The sequence below is a fragment of the Rhodococcus oryzae genome, assembly GCF_005049235.1.
Taxonomy (GTDB): Bacteria; Actinomycetota; Actinomycetes; order Mycobacteriales; family Mycobacteriaceae; genus Rhodococcus_G; species Rhodococcus_G oryzae.
In genome coordinates this window covers 75135-96650 of sequence record NZ_SUMD01000006.1, presented here as the reverse complement: position 1 = coordinate 96650, position 21516 = coordinate 75135, and the positions used below count along the sequence as shown (strand labels likewise).

Below are 21516 nucleotides of genomic sequence, written 5' to 3'. Positions count from 1 at the left end.
CGACGGCCTGCGAGGGCCCGCCGGCCGCGCGCCGGGCCCTCACGAACACCGTGAGGGCCCGGCTCTGGTCTATTTCTTGTCCGCCAGGATCAGCGCGAATCGCTCGTCCGGATCGGTCCACACCCGGTCGCTGCCGAACCCCGCGGCGTCGAGTTCCTTGCCGATACCCTCCACCCGGAACTTCGCCGAGATCTCGGTACGCATCTGCTCCCCCGCGCCGAACCGCACGTCCAGGCCGATGCCCGGCAGGCACACGCTCATCGCCTCGGCGGCCTCCAGCCGCATCTCGATCCACTCGTTCGTCTCGTCCCAGAGCGCCACGTGCCGGAACCGATCCACATCGAAGTCGGCGCCGAGCTGCTCGTTGAGCACCGACAGGACGTTCCGGTTGAACTGTGCGGTCACCCCCGCCGCGTCGTCGTAGGCCGGAACCAGCACCGCCGGGTCGGTGACCAGCCCGACGCCCAGCAGCAGCTGCTCCCCCTCGTCGAGCACCTCGGCGATCGACGCCAGGAACTCGGCCCGCTCGTCGGGCACCAGGTTGCCGAGGGTGCCGCCGAGAAACGCGATCATCCTCGTGCCGCCCCGCGGCAGGTTGTGCAGGGTGTCGGTGAAATCGCTGACGATTCCGTGCACGGCCAGCGACGGGAACTCGTCGGCGAGCTGGCCGACTGCGGACGCCAGCGCGGCCTCCGACACATCCTGCGGCACATAGCGCTCCAGCGTTCCGTGCTCGGTCAGCGCGCCCAGGAGCAACCGGGTCTTCTCCGAGGAACCAGAGCCCAGCTCGACGAGGATCTGCGCGGAGGTGGCCTCCGCGATGTCCGCGGCGCTCGCCCGCAGCAGCTCCCGCTCGGTTCGGGTCGGGAAGTACTCGGGCAGCCTGGTGATCTCCTCGAACAGCTCGCTGCCCCTGGCGTCATAGAACCACTTGGGCGGCAGCCACTTCGGTGTCGACGTGAGCCCGATCAGGGCGTCCTCGCGCAGGGAGCCGAGCAGCTGCTCCGGCGCCAAGTGGATCTCCAGGGTCGGTTCGCTCATAGGTGATCTCCCAACTCGGTGATGTTCAGGTGTCCCGGTCGCGCCTCGACGAGGTGCCCATCCGGTACGGGCTGCCAGCCCGGGTCGTCGTCGATCGGCTCCGACGAGATCATCGCGCTGAGCTCGTCCACCTTCACCGACAGCGAGTGGTAGACGGTGGTCGCCCACAGCGTCGTCCCGTTGCCCAACAACAGGTTCAGCCGCGATTCGGGCGCGGCCTCGAGGACGTCGGCGATGACCGACGCCAGCGCGGCGGCCGGCGTACCCGCATCCAGGCGGCGCCGCACCAGGGTCCACAGCAGGGCCGAGTCCGTCAGCGCAGGCATCCGCAGCAACTCCACGGCAGGCAACCACTCGGCGAGCCCGGCCATTGAATCCGGCCAGCCCACGATCCGACCGTTGTGGCTCAGTGCCCACCCGTCGCCGGTGAACGGGGCGCACGCAGCGCGCTCGAGCGGCATGCCGACGGTCGCCGAGCGGACCGCCGCGATCACGGCACCCGACCGGACCTGACCGAGCACCCCGTCGACCGCGGGGTCCGCCCACATCGGCACCGGATTCCGGTACGCCTGCACCCCGTCCGGCGATCCCGGATCGCCCTGCCACCACGCCGCGCCGAATCCGTCCGCGTTGATCGTGCCGCCCCTGCGCATGTCCCGCGGGGCCCAGGACTGGTCACGCAGACTGTGCGATCCGGCGGTGATCAGTTCGCCCACCGCCCGCGGTGGGCCCAGATAGCCCAGATGCCTGCACATCTACGCGCTCTCCGGCACGTCACGCGCGCAGCGGAATCCGGCGAAGATCTGCCGCCGCAGGGGATGGTCCCAGTTGCGGAACGTGCCGCGGCAGGCCACCGGGTCGGTGCCGAACGACCCGCCGCGCAACACCTTGTAGTCGCCGCCGTGGAAGACCTCCGAGTACTCCCGGTAGGGGAACGCCGCGAAACCCGGATAGGGCAGGAAGTCCGAGGAGGTCCATTCCCAGACGTCGCCGATCAACTGGTCCACGCCGTGTGGGGACCGGCCGCGTGGATAGGCGCCGACACCGGCGGGCTCGAGGTGCCGCTGCCCGAGGTTCGCGTGCCCGGAGCCGGGTTCCTCATCGCCCCAGGGGTATCGGCGAGATCGGCGGGTCGCGGGGTCCCACCGGGCGGCCTTCTCCCACTCGCTCTCGGTGGGCAGCCGTTTGCCCGCCCACCGGGCGTAGGCCTGTGCCTCGAAGTAGCAGACGTGCACCACCGGCTGGTTCGGGTTCAGCGGCGCGAGCGTCCCGAACGACCTCCGCCACCAGTCCCCCGCGCCGTCGCGCTCCCAGAACTGCGGCGCGGCCAGGCCGGCCGACTGCCGGTGCGCCCAACCGCGTTCGCTCCACAACTCGGCGCGCTCGTACCCGCCGTCCGCGATGAACTCCCGGTACTGCCCGTTGGTGACCGGGGCGACGTCGAGCGCGAAGGTCGCGACGTTCACCGTGTGCGCGGGCCGCTCGTTGTCCAGCGCCCATGGATCCGTTGAGGTGCCCATGGTGAACTCCCCGCCGGGGATCACCACCTCGTCCGGTGTCACCGCGCGCACGGGGTCCGGCGCCGGAACGGCGCGCAAGACCGCTGGGCCGCTACGCAACTGGTGGGTGGCCAGCATCGTCTCGTCGTGCTGCTGCTCGTGCTGGGCGATCATCGCGAACGCGAAACCGTCCCGCTCGACCGGTCTGCCCGCCAGCGGCGAACGGTCGAGGATGTCCCACACCTTGTCCCGGACCTCGGCGACGTAACCGCGCGCCTCCTCCGGGTTCAGCAGCGGCAACGCGGGCCGGTCCGCGCGAGCGTGCTTGAAGGCGTCGTAGATCTCGTCGATGTCGCGGCGCACCGGTTCGCGGCCGCCCACGTCGCGAACCAGCCACAGCTCCTCCTGGTTGCCGATGTGCGCGAGGTCCCACACCAGCGGGCTCATCAGCGGCGAGTGCTGCGCGATCAGTTCCGACTCGTCGACGCAGTCGGTGAGGGCCGCGCTGCGGGCGCGGGCCCGGGCCAGCACCGTCGCGAGCTGGGCGCGCAGGGCCTCGGGTGTCGGGGTCTCGGGTGTCGGGGTCTCGGGTGCCGTCGGGCGGGTCGAGGGGCCGGCGGTCATCGGTGGTACTCCTCTGCTGGGGTCATTCCGCGGCAACATCGCTCGGCCGCGGACGCGAGCTCCTCCTCGAACCGGGGCGACCGCGGCGCGGCCAGGAACAGCAGTTCGCTTGCGGCGCGCCGCAGTTCACCGTCACGGAGCCCGAACTCGGCGCCGTCGCGCCACCGTCCCGCGGTCGACGCCGCGATGGCGGTGGCCTCCGCGACGGTGTCCCGGTCGCCCAGCAGCGCGGCCAGTGCCGCGATGGGCACCCGCCACAGATCGCCTGGCTGTGCGTCCAGGTACCGCACCTCCAGGTGGCCCGCGGCCCGGACCGGAGGGAACAGCGTGGTCAGGTGGTAGTCGAGGTCGGCAAGGTCAGGGCGCCTGTCGATCTCGGCGTCCAGTGCCCCGGCGATCCAGTCCGCGAAGGTGGCACCCGGCGGCGCCGACCAGTCGCCATCGGAATCCGCGCCTCGCCCACCGGTCACGCACAGCAGCGGCACGTCGAGGGCCCACCGGCCGTAGTCCGCGATCGGATCGGCGGTGTGCAGCGGCCGGGTCCGGTCCGGGTCGAGCTCGAGCCAGGTCCGCATCCGCTGCGAGGCCCAGCCGCCGTCCGGTGTCCCGTGCAGACGGGGCGAACAGGCGAAGGCCGCGAGCAAGGCGGGCCCGGCGTCGTGCAGCAACCGCCAGCGGGCGGCCACCTCGGCCGGGTCCGCCCCTGCGTCGACGCTCACCTGGGTGGCCGCGGTGTTGCACATCATCAGCCTGCCGAACGGACCGATCCCGTCGAACCGCTCCTCCATGGCCCGGTAGCGGGGCAGTCGCAGCAACCGCTCGGCCTGGCGGGAGCGGTCGGCGGCATGGGAACGGATGGTGATCCCCGCCGCCCTCAGCAGGCGACGAAGGACGGCTTCGTCGGCGGCGAGCGCGACACACAGGTCCTCGGCCGAGGACAGGGGCGCGCTGGAGATTTCTATCTGACCGCCGGGTTCGATGGTGACGGCGCTTCCGCTCGGCAGACTCAGAGCGGGTGAAGAAGGGGCAATCGATGTCGGTGCGTGCGGCCCCAGCGCAGCGGCGATGTCGCCGAGGTCCGGCCTGGTCCGCGCGGGGTCGTCACGAGCGGTCAGCCATTCCAGTTCGGCACCGATGAGCCGGGGTGGGCCGAGCTTGAAACAGACACCACCGACGTACGCCTCCGCGGCGGCTCGGGTGGTGAGCCGGCGCGAATCCACTGCCATCGCCATCAGCTGCTCCGATCGTCGGCGGCGCGTGTTCGGCAAGTACGAATTCGACAATAGAGACCGTCACCGACACTAAACCGCGATCGCCGATCGCGCACCCGTCGCGCCGATCGCGGCGACGGTACTGTCCGACAGACAACGCCAGCTCAGTCAGTCCGGAGGGCCATGAAGATGCTCGATCAGCAACGCCTGCGCCGTGATACGCCCGGTTGCCTCGACAAGGTCTTCCTCGACAGTGCCGGGTCGTCGCTGTCCCCCGAGCCGGTACTCGAGGCGGTCACCGCCCACCTGCGACGGGAGGCCGAGATCGGCGGCTACCTCGCCGCCGGGGAGCGCGCCGCCGACCTGGCCGACGTGAAGACCGCGCTCGGCGAGCTGCTCGGCGCCGAGGCAGGAGACTTCGCGCTGGTGGAGAGCGCGACCAGGGCGTGGACGGACTTCTTCTACGCGGTGCCGCTCGCCGCGGGTGATCGAGTCCTGATCACCGAGGTCGAGTACGCCAGCAACGCCATCGCGGCCCTGCAACGCGCCCGTGCGACCGGCGCGGTCGTCGAGGTGGTCCCGTCCACGCCGACCGGAGAGGTCGATCTCGACGCACTGTCCCGGATGCTCGACGAGCGGGTGCGGCTGGTGTCGCTGGTGCACGCGCCGACCAACGGCGGGCTGATCAATCCCGTCCGCGAGGTGGTGGACCTGGCGCACGGCGTGGGCGCGCTGGTGCTGCTCGACGCCTGTCAGTCGGTCGGCCAGATCCCCGTGGACGTCGCCACGCTCGGCGTCGATGCGCTCTCGGCGACGGGCCGCAAGTGGCTGCGGGCCCCGCGGGGCACCGGGTTCCTCTACGTGCGCCCCGAGCTGGCCCGCACCCTCGAACCCGCCGCGCTTGACCTGCACGGCGCGCAGTGGACGGCGACCGACGGCTACCGGATGGCCGGCGACGCGTCGCGGTTCGAGTTCTGGGAGTGCAGCGTCGCGGGCCGGCTGGGCCTGGGCGCGGCGGTCCGCTACCTGCTCGAACTGGGGATCGACGAGGTGAGCGCCGCGGTGTCCGAGCGTGCCGAGGCCGCGCGCGCCGGGCTGGCCACGGTCCCCGGCGCGACGGTGCGCGACCTCGGCCACACCCGCAGCGGCATCGTCTCCTTCACCGTCGACGGGATTGCCCCGGCGGCCGTGCGGGAAGCGTTGGCCGCCAAGGACATCACGGTGACCGTCAGCGGCCGCGGCTCGACGCTGGTGGACATGAGCAACCGAGACCTTGAGGCGGTGGTGCGGGCGTCGCCGCACTGCTTCAACTCGTTCGAGGACCTCGAGCGGCTCGTCGAGGCGGTCGCGGCGCTCTAGCCGGTCTGGTCCTGCCTGCGCAGCTCGGCGTGCAGGTGGTGGGTGAGCGGCGTCGCGTCGTGCGCCATCCACAGGTCGTAGGTGAGCAGATCTCCCGCGACCACCCAGCGTCGGCGGATCTCGTGCACGGGCTTGGCGTTCGGGGACCGACTGAGCGTCAGCGCCGTCATCTCGAGCACGCCGTCGCGGACCTCACCCTGATGGATCTCGACGAATCCGGTGGGTTGGCTGACCAGCAGCTCGACGCTGTCCCCGCCGGTGAGCCGCAGGTAACCGTTCTCGGTGTGCATCGGCGGCCCGCCGCCCGGCTTGCGGGTCCGGGACAGGTAGGTCAGGAAGGGCTTCCCGATCGGTGTCAGGTTCACCTGCTCGTCGTACGCGAAGTCCTCGATCGTCGGGTAGTGCCCCTCGCCGGAGCCCGCCCAGTGGCCCGCGAACGGGGCGAGCACACCCAGCGGCGCCAGCGCGGCGGTTACGTCAGTCATCGGTGCTCCCGGGAGTTGTGGTGTTCTTCGATCTCCGTCCAAACCTAACGGCCACCCCCGACCTCCGCTCGATTGCGCACCGGACGCGTGTCGAGGCCGATTGGCGGGGGGTCGAGCATCTCCGGTATGCTGGCCTGCGTTGTCTCGGCGAGGGTGAACCACTTCGTTGGCTCACCGTGATCGACGCGGCTACGGCTACCTTTCGAGCAGTTTGCGCTCCGGGCCGTGCGCGTTCGTCCGCCCCCGTCGAGATCACCGCAATGCCACCGAATCAAATCTGATGTGAGCCGTAGGAGCTGTTTCCCCATGTCGACCGATGCCAATCGCCTCGAAGCCGCCGTCCGCACCGAGTTCGGCAAGGGTGCCGCACGCCGCGCCCGCCGCGACGGCCAGGTCCCCGCGGTCCTCTACGGCCACCAGGAAGAGCCGCGCCACCTCGCGCTGAACGCCCGCGAGTTCGCCAAGGTCCTGCGCGCGCACGGCACCAACGCCGTCCTCACCCTCGACATCGAGGGCACGGAGCAGATCGCGCTCACCAAGTCGGTCGTCGTCCACCCGATCCGCAACTACATCGAGCACGCGGACCTGCTGGTCATCAAGAAGGGCGAGAAGGTCACCGTCGAGGTGCCCGTCGTCGTCACCGGTGAGGCCGCGGCCGGCAGCCTGGTCGCCCAGGACGCCGCCACCGTCTCCGTCGAGGCCGACGCCATGAACCTGCCCGAGTCCATCGAGGTCTCGGTCGAGGGCCTCGAGGTCGGCAGCCAGATCCTGGCATCCGCCCTGACCCTGCCCGCGGGCGCCACCCTCCAGGGTGACCCCGAGGTGCTGGTCGTCAACATCGTCGCCGCCCCGTCCGCCGAGGCCATGGAGGCCGAGGGTGCGGGCGTCGAGGGTGCCGAGGCCCCCGCCGAGGAGACCGCCGCCGAGGCCGAGTCCGCCGAGGGCTGAGTCGCTCCACCGCACACATCAGTGCAGCGCTAACGTCAACGGCGCGCCATCCCGCGAGGGACGGCGCGCCGTTGCCGTTCGCGGCCCCACCCCTACGACCGAGAGCCGACCGCGTTGACCCAGCCATCCGAATCAACTGCCCTCGTCATCGGGCTGGGAAATCCAGGACCGCAGTACGAACGCACCAGGCACAACGTCGGGTTCATGGTGGTCGACGCCCTGGCCGCCCGCGAGCGGGCCCGGTTCACTGCACACAAGAAGAGCGGCTCGGACGCGGTCACGCTGCGCATCGCGGGCCGTCAGGTGATCGTGGCGAAGCCGCGCTCGTACATGAACCTGTCCGGCAAGCCGGTGGCCGCGCTCGCCCGGTTCTTCTCGGTCGAACCCGCGAATCTCGTGGTCGTGCACGATGAGCTGGACCTGGACTTCGGCACGCTCCGGCTCAAGCTCGGTGGCGGCGAGGGCGGGCACAACGGCCTCCGCTCGATCTCCAGCGCGATCGGAACCAAGGACTACCTGCGCGCCCGCGTCGGCATCGGTCGGCCGCCCGGCCGGATGGATCCCGCGGACTACGTGCTCAAGCCGTTTTCATCGGTCGAGCGCAAGGAACTGGACCTGGTCTGCGAGGAGGCAGCGGACGCCGTCGAGTTGCTGCTCCGCGTCGGGCTCGAGGCCGCGCAGAACCAACTGCACTGATCGAGCCGGGCTGGCTACTATCTGGGCTATGCGGCGGACGTCGCGATCGTGTGGAGATCGACAATGACGCAGGGGGCGTAGTGGTTCGGTGGGGCGGCGCAGCAGGTGCCGGGCTCGTGCTGGTGACCGGGATACTGGTGGGCGGCTGCGCGAGTTCGGGCACCCCAGGGGTGGCCACCGCCGCCGAAGCGGTCCAGGTCGATCCCGCCGAGTATTCGATCGGCGACGGCAAACATGTGTTCCACCTCGTCTCCGGGGTCGCGGGCTGCTGGTTCAACCCCAACCAGGCTGACAACCAGGCGCCGCACATGCTGTGTGACCTCCCCCTGCCGAAGTCGGATCCGCCGATCGTCGACCCCCAGACCGGCGTGCGGGCGCCCGCCGACGCGATCGTCATCGAGCCCGACGGGGTCAGCAAGGTCGTCAACGTCGCCGGGGCCTTCATCACGGGCCAATTGCTGCCGCCCGGCTCGACGCTCACGGTCGGAGAGCTGTCGTGCACCGCCCTCGACGGCAAGTCCATGTCCTGCCGAGGGCCGGCCGGATCGTTCAATTTCGACGGCTCGACCGCCGAGGTCAGCATCCGCGAATAGCCGGCCCGCCGACGCTCCGCCGGATCACGCCCCGCTCACCAGCGACGCCGACCGACCGCGCCGCAGCTTGCCGGAGGACGTCTTCGGGATGCTGCCAGGACCGAGGACGGCCACCGTCCTCGGTCGGACGCCGACCTCCGAGACCACCGCGTGCACCACCTCGTGCTCGATCCGCTTGACCTCCTCGGGGTCCTCGTGGTCGTTGGTCTCCACCGCGACCGCGAAGGACTCCCGCTTCTGCCCGGCATCGAGCCGCACCGCAACGGCGTTTCCTGGCCGGACCCCCCTGACGGTGCACGCGGCCCGCTCGATGTCGGTCGGGTAGACGTTGCGCCCGCCCATGATGATCACGTCCTTGACGCGCCCGCACACCACCATCAGTCCCTCTTCGGTGAAATAGCCGACGTCCCCGGTGTTGAACCACCCGTCCGCGTCCTGCGCGGGCCTGTGCCCGTCCACGGTGAGGTAGCCGGGGGTGACGGACCCGCCCCTGAGCTCGATGATGCCGACCGCACGCCGTGGCAGCACCCGCCCGTCCTCACCGACGATGCGCCCCTCCAGGCCCGACACCAGCGGGCCGAGCGTCGGGAGCCGGCGGGCGTTGGCGCGGTCGGTCGGCACCGCCAGGCCCCCCGCCTCGAACAGGTCCGGATCCACCAGGTCCAGCACCAACCCCTGCCCCGGCTGGGGCAGGGAGACCGCGAGGGTCACCTCCGCCATCCCGTACGTCGGCGCCAGCGCCGACGGGTCAAGGCCGAATCGTGCCCCGGCCTCCGCGAGCGCGAGCATCGTGTCGGCGTCCACCGGCTCCGCACCGTTGAGCAGGCAGCGCACCGTCGACAGGTCCACGATGCCGTCCTCGGCCTGCGCGAGCCGCCTGGCGAGCAGGGAGTACGCGAAGTTCGGCGCGGCGGTGACCGTGCCCCGGTACTTGCCCATCAGTTCCGCCCACAACAGCGGCGAGGTGAGGAAGTCCATCGGCGTGATGCTGACGATCTCGGCACCGATCTGCATCGGCAGGGTGAGGAAACCGACCATGCCCATGTCGTGGAACAGCGGCAGCCAGCTCACCATCACGTCGTCGTCGACCGAGAACTTGATCCGGGACAGCATCGCGCAGGAGTTCGTGTAGAAGTTCCCATGCGTGATCTGCACGGCCTTGGGTGACCCCGTCGATCCCGACGTGAGCTGCTGCAGGGCGATGTCGGACTCGGCGGTCCGCACCGGATCGATGTCGGGTCCCGCGCGCAGGTCCCCGATCGTGACGACCCTGATGCCGCGCTCCTCGAGCAGCGGCGCCGCCGCGTCGAAGGGTGCGCCGAGGACGACAGCCTTGGCCGAGATCATGCCGATGACCGTCTCGGTGTCCTCAGCCCAGACGGTCAGGTCGGTGCGCGGAGTCGGCTGGTGCAGCATCGTCACGGAGGCACCGCGCATCCAGATGGCCTGCACGGACGGGGCGATGTCCACCGGCTGACCGGCGAGGATCCCGATCGCATCGCCGTGTCCGATGCCCGCGGCCGCGAGCGCGCCCGCCATCGCGCGGGCGACCGCATGGATCTCGCTCCAGACCTGGCGGTGCGGACTGTCCGGTTCCCCGGTCACGAGCCCATGGACACTGTCCACAGCGTTGGCATACATCTCATCGGTGAACCGGCTCATGACGCCCTCCTCCGCACGATGGAGGGACGAGGCGGTCGGGCGCGGAGAACGCCGCACCGAGGGCCCCAGAGCCCTCACTGGTACTTCCGGAAACGCAATTCGGCCGTTACTCCCGCGGGGCCACGGCCTGGTTCGGGGTGCACTCGAGCATAGGCGTCACCCGCACGGGTAGCCTGGCATATTGGCGTTTCGCCATCTTGTCCATCTCATATCAGTTAGGAATCCCGGTGACCACCGAGCCCGCGTCGGCGTCTGCCTCCACCTCACCCGACGCCCCCGCGGAGGTCGCCTCGGCCGGGACCCCCGCGACGCCGAAGGGCCTGGCCGCCGAGGCCACCCGGCGGCGGACCTTCGCGGTCATCTCACACCCGGACGCCGGTAAGTCCACGCTCACCGAGGCCCTCGCGCTGCACGCGAAGATGATCTCGGAGGCGGGCGCCGTGCACGGCAAGGCCGGTCGCCGGTCCACGGTCTCCGACTGGATGGAGATGGAGAAGGCCCGCGGCATCTCAGTCAGCTCGACCGCGCTGCAGTTCAACTACAAGTCCGGCGAGTCCGAGCCGAACGATCCGATCAGCGTCATCAACCTCGTCGACACCCCAGGTCACTCCGACTTCTCGGAGGACACCTATCGGGTGCTCACCGCGGTCGACGCCGCGGTCATGCTCATCGACGCCGCCAAGGGCCTCGAGCCGCAGACCCTCAAGCTGTTCCAGGTGTGTCGCCACCGCGGCATCCCGGTCATCACCGTGATCAACAAGTGGGACCGCCCGGGCCAGACCCCGCTGGAGCTGCTCGACGAGATCCACGAGCGGATCGGTCTGACCCCGACTCCCCTGTACTGGCCGGTGGGCATCGCGGGCGACTTCCGCGGCCTGCTGCGGCGCGGCGAGGACGGCGCCCCGCAGGAGTACATCCGGTTCACCCGCACCGCGGGCGGCGCCACGATCGCACCCGAGGAGATCCTCGACGCCGACGCGGCCGCGGCCCGTGACGGCTCCGACTGGGAGACCGCGGTCGAGGAGAGCGAGCTGCTCTCGGCCAGCGGGCAGGACCACGACCAGGAGATGTTCCTGGCCGGACAGACCTCCCCGGTCATCTTCGCCTCCGCGATGCTGAACTTCGGTGTCCGGCAGATCCTCGACACCCTGGTGGCGCTCGCGCCCGCCCCCGGCCCGCGCGACGACATCAAGGGCGCCTCGCGCGAGGTCACCGATCCGTTCAGCGCGGTGGTGTTCAAGGTGCAGGCGGGCATGGACACGAGCCACCGAGATCGCTTGGCGTTCATGCGGATCGTCTCCGGCGTCTTCGAGCGCGGGATGGTCGTGACGCACGCCCAGACCGGCAAGCCCTTCACCACCAAGTACGCGCAGACCGTGTTCGGCCGCGAGCGCTCCACCGTCGAGTCGGCATACCCGGGCGACGTTGTCGGCCTGGTGAACGCGACCGCCCTTGCCCCCGGCCACACCCTGTTCACGGACAAGAAGGTCGAGTTCCCGCCGATCCCCTCGTTCGCGCCCGAGCACTTCTCGGTGCTGCGCGCGGAGAGCGCGAGCAAGTACAAGCAGTTCCGCCGCGCCGTGGAGCAGCTCGACTCCGAGGGCGTGGTCCAGGTGCTGCGCAACGATATTCGCGGCGACGCGGCGCCGGTGATGGCGGCCGTCGGCCCGATGCAGTTCGAGGTGGTGGCCGCTCGGATGAAGGCCGAGTTCTCGGTGGAGGCCCGGATGGAGGGCCTGCCGTACGCGCTCGCTCGCCGCACGGACGCGGAGTCGGCCACCGAGCTGGGCCGTCAGCGCGGGGTCGAGGTCTTCACCAGGTCCGACGGTGTGATGCTCGCCCTGATCAGCGACAAGTGGCGGCTGCAGTACCTGCAGAAGGAGCTTCCGGAGCTGACCCTCGAGCCGCTCGTCGCGACCGCCGACTAGTTCTGTGAACCCGCTGCTCGCCCTGTTCGATGCGGAACTGCACATCGGCGGGGCAACGATCCTGTGGCGCGAGATCGTCGGCAACACCTTCGGCATCGCGTCCGCGATCGGCGGGATGAAGCGCGTGGTGTGGGCGTGGCCCGTCGGCATCGCCGGAAATGCTTTGCTGTTCACCGTGTTCATGGGCGCGCTGTTCCACACCCCGCAGGAGCTGAACCTGTACGGCCAGGCAGGCCGTCAGCTGATGTTCATCGGCGTGAGCGTGTACGGCTGGACGCAGTGGGTGCGTTCACGGCACGAGTCCGGGCAGGCGGTGCTGCCCCGGTGGGCGCCGCCGCGGGACCGGCTCCTGCTGCTGCTCGCGATGGCCGCGGGCACCGTGGCGTTCGCGCAGATCTTCGCCCGGCTCGGGTCCTACGGCCCGTGGGCGGAGGCGTGGATCTTCATGGGCTCGATGCTCGCCACCTACGGGATGGCCCGCGGCTGGACCGAGTTCTGGTTGATCTGGATCGCCGTCGACGTCGTCGGCGTCCCGCTGCTGCTCAAGGCCGGCTACTACCCGTCGGCGATCCTGTACCTGGTCTACGCGGGCTTCGTGGTCTGGGGCTTCGCGGTGTGGCTGCGGATCCAGCGTCGGACGACGCCGGTGCGGGTCTAACGAAACCCTAATGATTCGCTAACGGGCGCCGAGTTTTTCGTCCCTACCTTGGGTCGTGTCGAGGCCACCTCCGGCTCCGACAAGACCGAAGGAGACCCCAATGCGTAAGTCCCTCAACACCGTCATCGTCCGCAAGCGCGCCGGGATCGCGGCCGCCGGACTTGCGGTCGCCGCCGCGATCACGGTGCCCGGCGTGGCGTGGGCGAACGACGCCATCCCGCAGGGCGCGGCGGTCGCCGTCGGCGAGTCGGCCCCCGCGGTGCTCGGTGCGTCCCTTGACGCGGAGACCTGCGCGGCGGCGGCCATCGAACTCAGCCCGGAGACGCTGCAGAAGATGATCGAAGACGGCACCGCGGTGCCGGCCACCCTGACCGTCCCGGCCACGCAGGCCGGCGAGGCCGCACCGGCCGAGATCCAGGTGCCGATCCCGGCCGAAGCCGAGGGGATGACGGCCCCCACCGTCATTCGCATCCCCGGACCGGCAGATCTGCCCGCGGAGTTGGCGCAGGTGCTGACCATCCAGATGGACGAGAGCGTCCCGGCAGGCGCCGTGACCGTGGCCCGCGCCTGCTAGGACACCCTCGCGGCCCTGGCACCATGGATGCGGTGACCGATACCGCCCGCATCCTCGTCGTGGACGACGACCCCAAGGTCCTGGCCTCGCTGGAGCGGGGGCTCCGTCTGTCCGGGTTTCACACCGACACCGCGACGGACGGGGCCTCCGCCCTGCGGGCGGTGTCCGACGAATGCCCCGCCGCGATCGTCCTCGACGTGAACATGCCGGGCCTCGACGGCGTAGGCGTGGTCACCGCGCTGCGGGCGATGGGCAACGAGGTGCCGATCTGCGTGCTCAGTGCGCGCAGCTCGGTCGGCGACCGGATCGCGGGCCTGGAGGCGGGCGCAGACGACTACCTCACCAAGCCTTTCGAGCTCGGTGAACTGGTCGCCCGGCTGCGGGCGCTGCTGCGGCGGGCACCCCGGGCCGCGGCTCCCGCCGGGACCGTCACGGTCGGGGCCCTTGAGGTGGACCTGCCGGGGCGTCGCGCCCACGTCGCGGGCCGCAGGCTCGACCTGACCAAGCGCGAATTCGACCTGCTCGGCGCGCTGGCCGAGAACGCGGGCGTCGTGCTCAGCCGACCCCAGCTGCTCCGCCTGGTGTGGGGCTACGACTTCGACGCCGACACCAACGTGGTCGACGTCTTCGTCACCTATCTACGCAAGAAACTGGAGGCGAACTCGATGCCACGAGTCCTGCACACGGTCCGCGGCGTCGGATTCGTCCTGCGAGCGCAACCGTGAGGCGATCGCTGTCGCTGCGGACGCGGGTCGCCATCGTGTCGGCGTTGTCTGCGGCCGTTGTCATCGTCGCGATCGGCGCCGCCATCGCAGTGTTCCTGCGAGTGAACGGCTCGGAGCAGATCGACCGGACCCTCGACTCGGTGACATTGGCTATGCCGGCCGACACGGTCCCGGCCGACACAGCCGAGATGGCACCGGCCCTCCCGCTGCCCGCCGTCGTGTCCGGTGGGTCCGCGGAGGCCGGCGTGACCGAGGACGCGACAAGAACGGAGTTGATGGCAGGTACCGCGGTCCGCGTCCGCGACGTCGCGGTCCCTGGGGAACCGGGCGCCTTCCTGGCGTTGACCGTCCCGGAGGACCCGCTGACCCAGGCCATCAAGCAGCAACAGGTGGCGGTCGCGATCGCGGCCGTGGTGGCGATCGCGGCGGCGGGCGGGCTGGGCTGGCTGCTGGCCGGGCGGGCCGTGCGCCCGCTGCGGCTGCTGGCCGACGCCACCCACGACATCGGCGATGATCCCGGGGCGGCGCGTCCGAGCGTGCGCGGGGCCAGGGAGGCCGAGGACCTGTCGGAGGCGATGGGACACATGCTCGACCGGATCGCCGCGGCCCAGAAGCGGACCGAGGAAGCTCTCGGGTCGGCACGCGACTTCGCCGCGGTGTCCGCGCACGAGCTGCGCACCCCGCTGACCTCGATGCGGACCGACCTCGAGGTGCTCTCGACGATGCGGCTCACCGGCGAGCAGCGCGAGGAGATCCTGCGCGACCTGCTCGGCACGCAGCGTCAGGTCGAGACGACCCTGACCGACCTCGAACGGCTCGCGGTCGGCGAGCTGTCCGACGTCGCGGACCACGAGCAGCTGGACCTGGCCGAGCTGGTCGACCGCTGCGTGCAGGCGGCCGAGCGCGTCCACCCCGACCTGGACATCGCCGTCTCCGCCCCCGAACCCGTTGTCGTGCGCGGCATTCCGACCGGGCTACGACTGGTGCTCGACAACGCCATCACCAACTCGGTCCGGCACGGCGGGGCCGGGCGGGTGCTCGTCAACGTCCACGCTGACGCCGACGGCGCCGCCGTCATCACTCTCGACGACGACGGAAGCGGTGTGCCGGAGGCCGAGCGGGCCTCGGTATTCGAGCGCTTCGTCCGCGGCACCGGCTCCGGCTCCGAGGGGTCCGGGCTTGGGCTCGCGCTGGTCGCCCAGCAGGCCGAACTGCACGGCGGCACCGTGGAATTGGTGGACAGCCCGCTCGGCGGCGTCCGGCTTGCCCTGCGGCTCCCCCAGCGCCCCGCCGAGTGTGCACCTACCGTCGCCGCCACCCGGGCGATGCCCCGATAGCTGCACACTCGACCGCAGCGGTCAGATCCCGGCGCGCCGCACGAGGGCGTCGGTCACCGTCGGGGCGAAGTTGTCCAGGAATCGCAGCAGTTCCGCATAGGTCGGGAGCAGCTCGACGGGCCGGGTCCGGATCGCGGTGACCAGCCAGGACGCCGCGTCCTCGGGGGTCAGCGCTGGCATCGCGTCGTAGTCCTTGGTCGGCGCGATCATCGGGGTGCGGATGAGCGGGAAGTGCACGGTCGTCACGGACACCCCGCGGCCGTCGAGCTCGGCGCCGAGGTCGCGCCCGAACGCGCTGACCGCGGACTTCGACGCGTGGTACGCGGCGAACTTGGGCATGACGCCGCCCGGCACGCCCCAGGTGGCCACGTTGACCACGTGCCCCTGCCGTCGCTCGAGCATCTCCGGCAACAGCGCGAGAGTGAGCCGGACCGGGCCGAAGTAGTTCAGGGCCATCGTGCGTTCGAAGTCATGGAAGCGGTCGAGCGATTCCTCGACCGAGCGGCGGATCGAGCGGCCGGCGTTGTTGACGAGCACGTCGACGGGACCGAGCTCGTCACGGACGAGGGTCCGCAGCCGGTCCACGTCATCCGGATCGGTGAGGTCGCAGGGCACGGCGTGCGCGCTCCCGCCTGCGCCCACGATCTCGTCGCGCACGGCCTCGAGCGCCTCGGCGCCCCGCGCGACGAGGATCAGCTCGGCGCCCTCGGCGGCGAGGCGTCGCGCGGCCGCCTCCCCCACCCCCGACGAGGCCCCGGTCAGCAGGACCCGCTTGCCCTCGATCCGGTGCTCGCGGATCGGCAGGAACTTCGCGGCGATCGCCCGGGCGGACGGGATCGGGCTCAGCGCCGCGCGGGCGAGGATCTCGGTGATCACGATTGCTGGCTCCTCCGGTAGGAATGGCGGATTCGATGCTATCCGCGCGCCCCCGACCCCGGCCGAGTGTGCACCTGCCGGGGCGTCGCCCGGGATGGGGCGCCGACAACTGCACACTCAGCGGGGCGCGGGGCTAGTCGAACAGCGCGGCGATCGCGTCCCGGTCCACCGCGGCAAGGCTCGACGGCGACCAGGACGGGTTGCGGTCCTTGTCGACCAGCACCGCGCGGACGCCCTCGGCGAAGTCGGGCCCGGTGGTCACCGGGCCGGTCAGCGCCAGCTCACGATCGAGGCACCGCGACAGCTCGTCGTCCGCGCCGCGCCGGATCAGCTCCGCGGTGACGAACGCGGCGGTCGGCGACACCGCGGTCAGCGCGGTCCGCGCCTGCGTCGTCCACTCGTCGTCCCCGGTCAGCCGGGCCAGCATGTCCGCGGGGGTGCCCTGCGCGAACACCCCGTCGATCTCCGCCTGCCGCGCGGCCAGCGGCGCCTGGGGGGCCTGCTCCCCGAACTTCTCGAGCGCCTCGGCGGCCGAGCCACCGCGGATCGCGTCGGCCAGCTCCGCCAACCGCTCGCTCGGCACGAAATGCGTCGCCAGTCCGAACGCGACCGCGTCGCCCGCCGAGGCCCTGGCGCCGGTGAGCCCGAGGTACATGCCTGCCGCGCCGGTCAGCCGCGGCAGGAAGTGGCTCGCGCCCACGTCTGGGAAGAACCCGATCGCGGTCTCCGGCATGGCCAGCACCGCCCGCTCGGTCACCACCCGGACCGAGCCGTGCACCGAGATGCCGAGCCCGCCGCCCATCGCGGCGCCGTCGATCAGCGAGATGTACGGCTTCGGGTACTCGCCGATCAGCAGGTTGAGGCGGTACTCGTCGGCGAAGAACCCGTGCACGAACTCGCGGTCGCCGCGCAGCACCGCCTCGCGCACGGCCTTGATGTCGCCGCCCGCGCAGAACGCCCGCTCGGAACCGCTGGTCACCAGGACCGTCTCGACCGCGGGGTCGTCGCGCCAGCGCAGCAGCGGCTCGTACAGGTCGCGGATCATGCTGGGGTCGAGGGCGTTGAGCGCCTTCGGTCGGTCCAGCACGATCTCGCCGACGCCGTTCGCGACGTTGGTCCGGATGAAGCTCATGCACACTCCTGTTCACATGTTCTGGTCACGGCCACAGGACGTCCGTGATCCACCCAGTGGTCGACCGCCCCGCGGACGGCCCGGGCCGCCGGTACCGCAACCGTTGGTGTCTGCGCCCCGGGTCGGCTAGCCAGAACTCGACGCTGTCCGGGACCAGGCACCAAGCCTGCCAGGCCGACGCAACGAGGCCCGGGTCGGCCTCGATCCGGGCGACCGACTCGGCGACCGCGCGGTCGTACTCGGCCGGATCGGCCAGCACCTCGCTCTGTCGGCTGGCAGCGGCCACCGCGCGGGCTGTCACCGACCGTTCGAGGTAGTCCCGCGCGCTCACCGGCGCCTCCCCCGGCTCGGCGTGGCCGCGGACCCGGACCTGTCTGCCCACCCCGGCCCAGTAGAAGGTCAGCGCCGCCGAGGGGTTCGCCGCCAGCTGACGCCCCTTCGGGGAATCCACAGAGCCAGAGAACCACCAGCCCCGCTCACCGACGTCCTTGAGGATGAGCACCCGGGCGTCGACCCGGCCGTCGTCCTCCGTCGTGGACAGCACGGCGGCCTGGGGTTCCGGTACCCCCGCGGCAACCGCGTCCTCCAGCCAGCGCAGGAACAGCGGGCAGGGGGTGGGCGTCGGGCCCAGGACATCGGCGGGCGCCGCGGTGGCCGTCAGGGCGGGCAGGGCGCGCAGCCACGCGCGGGTGTCGTCGAACTCGGACCGGGGCGCGATGTCGGGCACGGTCGAACCCTAGGCCCCGACCGCGGTTGTGCGCACCTCGACGACGCACCGCCGACCGAGAGCGCCTCGGGCCGAACGCGTTTCGACCCGCGGGTCTCCGTCAGGCGGAGGCCTGGGTGGCGGCCGGGGTCACCGAGAGCGCCCACCGGCTCGAGGTGACCTGGAAGCTCGGGATGTCGGCGAGGGAGATGACCACCTCGTAGGTGCGCTCGTAGCCCGTGTGCGAGATGCGCCATTGACCGTCCGCGCCTCGGGCGTACCGGTCGTGATAGTAGGCCGCACCGCGCAGCATCATCCCGTCCTCCGGAATGATCACCGTGTCCGAGAGCACCCAGACCCCGGACGCGCTGTCACCGTCCACGTCGATCTCGGGTTGCCCGGTCAGGTGCTCGGTCAGCACGTGCGGGGCCAAAGTGATCTCCATGAAGGAGATGAGCGCATCACGATCCTCGAACCGGAGATGCTCGCCGTAGGTCGCCGTCGCGTCGGGCAACAGGGTGTCGCGGAACGTGGCCCAGTCCTTGGTGTCCAGCGCGCGGGTGTACCGGTATTTGAGTCTGCAGATCTCGGCGACGGCCTCCAGATCCATGATGCACGCCTTCCATGACGGGACTCATGCACAGATACTGACCTGCTCGCAGACTAGTCTTCTTCGCCTGCGAAGGAGACCGGAATGGGTGAGCGCCGGTTCACTCCAGCTCGGCGGCCAGCTCCATCCAGCGCTCCTCGGCGCCGTCCTTGTCCATCACGACCTGGCGGAGCTCCGCGTCCAGCGACTGCAGCTTCGCCGGATCGGTCGCGGCCTCCGCCAACGCCGCGTGCAGCTTGGTCTCGCGCTCGTCGAGCTTGACGATCTGGCGCTCGAGCTTGCTCAGCTCCTTGCGGGCCGCCCGGTCCGCGGCGCCGTCCTTCACCTGTGCGGGTGCGGACGAACCCGACAGCGCCTGACTGGTGGTACCGGCGGCCTCGACCGCGGCCCGACGCCTGCGCAGGTAGTCGACGATGCCGCCGGGCAGGTTGGTGAGGTTGCCGTCGCCGAACAGCGCCCAGGTGGAGTCACAGATCCGCTCGATCAGATAGCGATCGTGACTGATCACCACCATCGTGCCCGCCCAGCCGTCGAGGATGTCCTCGAGCTGCTGGAGGGTGTCGATGTCCAGGTCGTTGGTGGGCTCGTCGAGCAGCAGCACGTTCGGCTCGGACATCAGGACCCGGGTCAGCTGCAGCCGTCGGCGCTCGCCACCGGACAGATCGCCCACGCGGGTGCGCTGACGGGCCGGCGTGAAGCCCAGCCGCTCGGCCAGCTGACCAGCGGATATTTCCTTGTCGCCCAACACGATCCGCTCGGCGACGTCCTTGACTGCCTCGAGCACGCGCAGATCGGTCGGCAGGTCGTCGAGTTCCTGGCGGAGCCACCCGATCTTGACGGTCTGACCCTGCTTCCGTCGGCCCGTCGCGGGCTCGAGTTCGCCCGCGAGGGTGCGCAGCAGCGTGGTCTTGCCGGAGCCGTTGACGCCGACCAGGCCGATGCGCTCGCCAGGTGCCAAGCGCCAGGTCAGATCGTTCACCAGTTCCCGGCCGTCCGGCGCGGCGATCGTGGCGTCCTCGAGTTCGATGACCACCTTGCCGAGTCGGCTGTTCGCGAACGACGCCAGCGCGACCTTGTCCCGGGGCGGGGGCACGTCGGCGATCAGCGCCTCGGCTGCCTCGATCCGGTACTTGGGCTTGGAGGTACGTGCGGGCGCACCGCGACGCAGCCAGGCGAGTTCCTTGCGGGCCAGGTTCCGGCGACGCTCCTCGGAGGCGTCGGCCTGCCTGGAGCGCTCGGCGCGGGCGAAGATCCAGTCGTTGTAGCCGCCCTCGTAGGCCTCGACCTTTCCGCCGACGACCTCCCACGTGCGGTTGGCGACGGTGTCGAGGAACCAGCGGTCGTGGGTCACCACGACGAGGGCACTGCGCCGGTCGACGAGATGCTCGGCCAGCCACTGCACGCCCTCGACATCGAGGTGGTTGGTCGGCTCGTCGAGCACCAGCAGGTCCAGGTCCTGCACCAGCGCGGCGGCCAGCGCCACCCGGCGCCGTTCGCCACCGGACAGCCCCTCGACCATGCGATCGAGGCCGACGGCGTCGATGCCGATTCCTGTCAGGATCGACCGGATCCGGGCGTTGCCCGCCCATTCGTGTTCGTCGACCCCGAGCGGGGCGAGCACCACGTCGGCCACGCTCGAGCCCGCGGGCAGCACACCGCGCTGGGTGACCACCGCCATCCGCAGTCCGCCGACCCGGCTCACCCGGCCGGAGTCCGGCGGCTCGACGCCTGCGAGCACCTCGAGCATGGTGGTCTTGCCGCCGCCGTTGAGGCCCACGACACCGATCCGCTCGCCCTCCTGGACGCCGAGCGATACCGAGTCGAGCAGCGGTTTGATCCCGAATGACTTCGAGACCTGCTCCAGATTGATCAGATTCGCCATCAGTGCTCCGTCTTGTCGTCGATCACGCGGGCACCGGGCACCGGGCCGTGGGCTGTTCGCACGGTCCGGCAGACGCCCGCGCCCGCCAGTTCCGCGCTGACCGCCACGGCCGCGTCGGCGTCCGCGCAGAGAAAGGCACAGGTGGGCCCCGAGCCCGAGACGATGCCGGCCAGGGCACCCGCGGCGGTGCCCGCCCGCAGGGTGCGGCGCAGCTCCGGCTTGAGGGACAGTGCCGCGGGCTGCAGGTCGTTACCGAGCAGGGGGGCGAGCTGATGGGGATCGCCGACGGCGAGCGCGTGCATCAGCTCGTCTGGGTCACCGAGCCGGGGCGGGTCGCCCTCGGCCCGCAACCGGTCCAGCTCGCGGAACACGTCCGGGGTCCGCAGCCCACCCTTGGCGAGCGCGAGGACCCAGTGAAAGGTGTTGCGGGACAGCACCGGCAGCAGTTTCTCGCCGCGACCGGTACCGATGGCGGTGCCGCCGCGCAGGGAGAACGGCACGTCGCTGCCGAGCCGGGCCGCGTATTCGTCCAGATCCGCGCGCTCGAGGCCGAGCTCCCAGAGCTCGTCGAGGGCGACCAGCGTCGCCGCGGCGTCGGCGCTGCCGCCTGCCATGCCACCCGCGACCGGGATGCCCTTCGCGATCGCGATCGCTACCGCGGGGTCCCGGCCCGCCCGCTCGGCGAGCAGCTCGGCCGCCTGCCAGACCAGGTTGCGGTGGTCCGTCGGCACCACCCGCGCGCTCTCACCCTGCACCACGACCGAGAGCTCGTCGGCGTCGCGGACCTCGATGTCGTCGTGCAGCGAGAGCGCCTGGAATACCGAGGTGAGCTCGTGATAGCCGTCTTCGCGCAGGTCACCGACGCCGAGGTGCAGGTTGACCTTCGACGGTGCCCGGACGATCACCGGGCGAGGAACAGCGGACAGCACAAGGCACCAGCGTAGTGGAACAAATGCGGTCCGATGACCGC

The 21516-nt window shown here is 70.9% G+C and carries 21 protein-coding genes; 9 read left to right on the top strand and 12 right to left on the bottom strand.

Going from position 1 to position 21516, the window contains the following annotated elements:
* Positions 1-69 precede the first annotated feature (69 nt).
* From egtD to egtA, 4 genes are read right to left on the bottom strand one after another with little or no spacing between them, the layout of a single operon-like run.
* Positions 70-1041, bottom strand: a complete 972-nt coding sequence (egtD, locus tag FCG67_RS14080; protein ID WP_136910393.1) for an L-histidine N(alpha)-methyltransferase — start codon at positions 1039-1041, stop codon at positions 70-72.
* The gene (gene egtC, locus FCG67_RS14075; RefSeq protein ID WP_136910392.1) at positions 1038-1796 is read right to left on the bottom strand and encodes an ergothioneine biosynthesis protein EgtC; all 759 of its coding nucleotides are present in this window, start codon (positions 1794-1796) and stop codon (positions 1038-1040) included. Before egtC ends, egtD begins: the two co-directional genes overlap by 4 nt.
* Positions 1797-3164, bottom strand: a complete 1368-nt coding sequence (gene egtB, locus FCG67_RS14070; protein WP_136910391.1) for an ergothioneine biosynthesis protein EgtB — start codon at positions 3162-3164, stop codon at positions 1797-1799.
* Positions 3161-4396: an ergothioneine biosynthesis glutamate--cysteine ligase EgtA gene (gene egtA / locus FCG67_RS14065; protein WP_136910390.1), complete on the bottom strand. Its 1236-nt coding sequence runs from the start codon at positions 4394-4396 to the stop codon at positions 3161-3163. The genes egtB and egtA overlap by 4 nt, the downstream gene beginning before the upstream one ends.
* Before the next feature lie 168 nt (positions 4397-4564).
* Between egtA and FCG67_RS14060 the strand changes: the two genes are divergently transcribed.
* Positions 4565-5734, top strand: coding sequence for an aminotransferase class V-fold PLP-dependent enzyme (locus tag FCG67_RS14060; protein ID WP_136910594.1), 1170 nt, complete (start codon positions 4565-4567; stop codon positions 5732-5734).
* On the opposite strand, the gene FCG67_RS14055 is transcribed toward FCG67_RS14060, so the two are convergent.
* Entirely contained in the window at positions 5731-6219 is a 489-nt protein-coding gene (locus FCG67_RS14055; protein ID WP_097212298.1) for a heme-binding beta-barrel domain-containing protein, read from the bottom strand. The genes FCG67_RS14060 and FCG67_RS14055 overlap by 4 nt on opposite strands.
* A 306-nt stretch (positions 6220-6525) precedes the next feature.
* Between FCG67_RS14055 and FCG67_RS14050 the strand changes: the two genes are divergently transcribed.
* From FCG67_RS14050 to FCG67_RS14040, 3 genes are all read left to right on the top strand, one after another.
* The gene (locus tag FCG67_RS14050; protein WP_136910389.1) at positions 6526-7167 is read left to right on the top strand and encodes a 50S ribosomal protein L25/general stress protein Ctc; all 642 of its coding nucleotides are present in this window, start codon (positions 6526-6528) and stop codon (positions 7165-7167) included.
* Between the two features lie 114 nt (positions 7168-7281).
* The gene (gene pth / locus FCG67_RS14045) at positions 7282-7863 is read left to right on the top strand and encodes an aminoacyl-tRNA hydrolase (RefSeq protein WP_136910388.1); all 582 of its coding nucleotides are present in this window, start codon (positions 7282-7284) and stop codon (positions 7861-7863) included.
* A gap of 116 nt (positions 7864-7979) precedes the next feature.
* Positions 7980-8456, top strand: coding sequence for a hypothetical protein (locus FCG67_RS14040; RefSeq protein ID WP_136910387.1), 477 nt, complete (start codon positions 7980-7982; stop codon positions 8454-8456).
* Positions 8457-8480: 24 nt separating this feature from the next.
* Here FCG67_RS14040 and FCG67_RS14035 read toward each other — a convergent pair whose 3' ends face one another.
* Positions 8481-10118 carry a fatty acyl-AMP ligase gene (locus tag FCG67_RS14035; RefSeq protein ID WP_136910386.1) on the bottom strand — a complete coding sequence of 546 codons (1638 nt, stop codon included), beginning with the start codon at positions 10116-10118 and terminating at the stop codon, positions 8481-8483.
* A 227-nt stretch (positions 10119-10345) separates the two neighbouring features.
* On the opposite strand from FCG67_RS14035, the gene FCG67_RS14030 reads away from it, so the two are divergent.
* The 5 genes from FCG67_RS14030 to FCG67_RS14010 all read left to right on the top strand — a co-directional run bounded on the left by FCG67_RS14030 (position 10346) and on the right by FCG67_RS14010 (position 15340).
* Complete coding sequence (locus FCG67_RS14030; RefSeq protein ID WP_136910385.1) at positions 10346-12046, top strand: peptide chain release factor 3; 1701 nt, start codon at positions 10346-10348, stop codon at positions 12044-12046.
* A gap of 4 nt (positions 12047-12050) precedes the next feature.
* Positions 12051-12704 (top strand): nicotinamide riboside transporter PnuC, encoded by a 654-nt coding sequence (gene pnuC / locus FCG67_RS14025; RefSeq protein ID WP_136910384.1) that lies wholly within the window; start codon positions 12051-12053, stop codon positions 12702-12704.
* 100 nt (positions 12705-12804) lie between these two features.
* Entirely contained in the window at positions 12805-13278 is a 474-nt protein-coding gene (locus tag FCG67_RS14020; RefSeq protein WP_136910383.1) for a hypothetical protein, read from the top strand.
* 23 nt (positions 13279-13301) lie between these two features.
* On the top strand, positions 13302-14003 hold the full coding sequence (locus FCG67_RS14015; RefSeq protein ID WP_136910382.1) for a response regulator transcription factor: 702 nt from the start codon (positions 13302-13304) through the stop codon (positions 14001-14003).
* Positions 14000-15340 (top strand): HAMP domain-containing sensor histidine kinase, encoded by a 1341-nt coding sequence (locus tag FCG67_RS14010; RefSeq protein ID WP_136910381.1) that lies wholly within the window; start codon positions 14000-14002, stop codon positions 15338-15340. Before FCG67_RS14015 ends, FCG67_RS14010 begins: the two co-directional genes overlap by 4 nt.
* A gap of 21 nt (positions 15341-15361) precedes the next feature.
* On the opposite strand, the gene FCG67_RS14005 is transcribed toward FCG67_RS14010, so the two are convergent.
* From FCG67_RS14005 to FCG67_RS13980, 6 genes are all read right to left on the bottom strand, one after another.
* Entirely contained in the window at positions 15362-16219 is an 858-nt protein-coding gene (locus tag FCG67_RS14005; protein WP_425467840.1) for an SDR family oxidoreductase, read from the bottom strand.
* A gap of 130 nt (positions 16220-16349) precedes the next feature.
* A complete protein-coding gene (locus tag FCG67_RS14000; protein ID WP_136910379.1) occupies positions 16350-17354 on the bottom strand; it encodes an enoyl-CoA hydratase/isomerase family protein in 1005 nt (334 codons plus the stop codon).
* A gap of 19 nt (positions 17355-17373) precedes the next feature.
* Complete coding sequence (locus FCG67_RS13995) at positions 17374-18075, bottom strand: pyridoxine/pyridoxamine 5'-phosphate oxidase (RefSeq protein WP_136910378.1); 702 nt, start codon at positions 18073-18075, stop codon at positions 17374-17376.
* 100 nt (positions 18076-18175) lie between these two features.
* The gene (locus tag FCG67_RS13990; RefSeq protein ID WP_136910377.1) at positions 18176-18664 is read right to left on the bottom strand and encodes a nuclear transport factor 2 family protein; all 489 of its coding nucleotides are present in this window, start codon (positions 18662-18664) and stop codon (positions 18176-18178) included.
* 100 nt (positions 18665-18764) lie between these two features.
* A complete protein-coding gene (locus FCG67_RS13985; protein WP_136910376.1) occupies positions 18765-20546 on the bottom strand; it encodes an ABC-F family ATP-binding cassette domain-containing protein in 1782 nt (593 codons plus the stop codon).
* Positions 20546-21475: a 4-(cytidine 5'-diphospho)-2-C-methyl-D-erythritol kinase gene (locus FCG67_RS13980; protein WP_136910375.1), complete on the bottom strand. Its 930-nt coding sequence runs from the start codon at positions 21473-21475 to the stop codon at positions 20546-20548. Before FCG67_RS13980 ends, FCG67_RS13985 begins: the two co-directional genes overlap by 1 nt.
* Positions 21476-21516 lie beyond the last annotated feature (41 nt).

What these genes read in the sequence shown, in the direction of transcription:
- egtD (WP_136910393.1), bottom strand. Translation starts at nt 1,041, where the DNA reads ATGAGCGAACCGACCCTGGAGATCCACTTGGCGCCGGAGCAGCTGCTC.
- egtC (WP_136910392.1), bottom strand. Translation starts at nt 1,796, where the DNA reads ATGTGCAGGCATCTGGGCTATCTGGGCCCACCGCGGGCGGTGGGCGAA.
- egtB (WP_136910391.1), bottom strand. Translation starts at nt 3,164, where the DNA reads ATGACCGCCGGCCCCTCGACCCGCCCGACGGCACCCGAGACCCCGACA.
- egtA (WP_136910390.1), bottom strand. Translation starts at nt 4,396, where the DNA reads ATGGCGATGGCAGTGGATTCGCGCCGGCTCACCACCCGAGCCGCCGCG.
- FCG67_RS14060 (WP_136910594.1), top strand. Translation starts at nt 4,565, where the DNA reads ATGCTCGATCAGCAACGCCTGCGCCGTGATACGCCCGGTTGCCTCGAC.
- FCG67_RS14055 (WP_097212298.1), bottom strand. Translation starts at nt 6,219, where the DNA reads ATGACTGACGTAACCGCCGCGCTGGCGCCGCTGGGTGTGCTCGCCCCG.
- FCG67_RS14050 (WP_136910389.1), top strand. Translation starts at nt 6,526, where the DNA reads ATGTCGACCGATGCCAATCGCCTCGAAGCCGCCGTCCGCACCGAGTTC.
- FCG67_RS14035 (WP_136910386.1), bottom strand. Translation starts at nt 10,118, where the DNA reads ATGAGCCGGTTCACCGATGAGATGTATGCCAACGCTGTGGACAGTGTC.
- FCG67_RS14020 (WP_136910383.1), top strand. Translation starts at nt 12,805, where the DNA reads ATGCGTAAGTCCCTCAACACCGTCATCGTCCGCAAGCGCGCCGGGATC.
- FCG67_RS14015 (WP_136910382.1), top strand. Translation starts at nt 13,302, where the DNA reads ATGGATGCGGTGACCGATACCGCCCGCATCCTCGTCGTGGACGACGAC.
- FCG67_RS13990 (WP_136910377.1), bottom strand. Translation starts at nt 18,664, where the DNA reads ATGGATCTGGAGGCCGTCGCCGAGATCTGCAGACTCAAATACCGGTAC.
- FCG67_RS13985 (WP_136910376.1), bottom strand. Translation starts at nt 20,546, where the DNA reads ATGGCGAATCTGATCAATCTGGAGCAGGTCTCGAAGTCATTCGGGATC.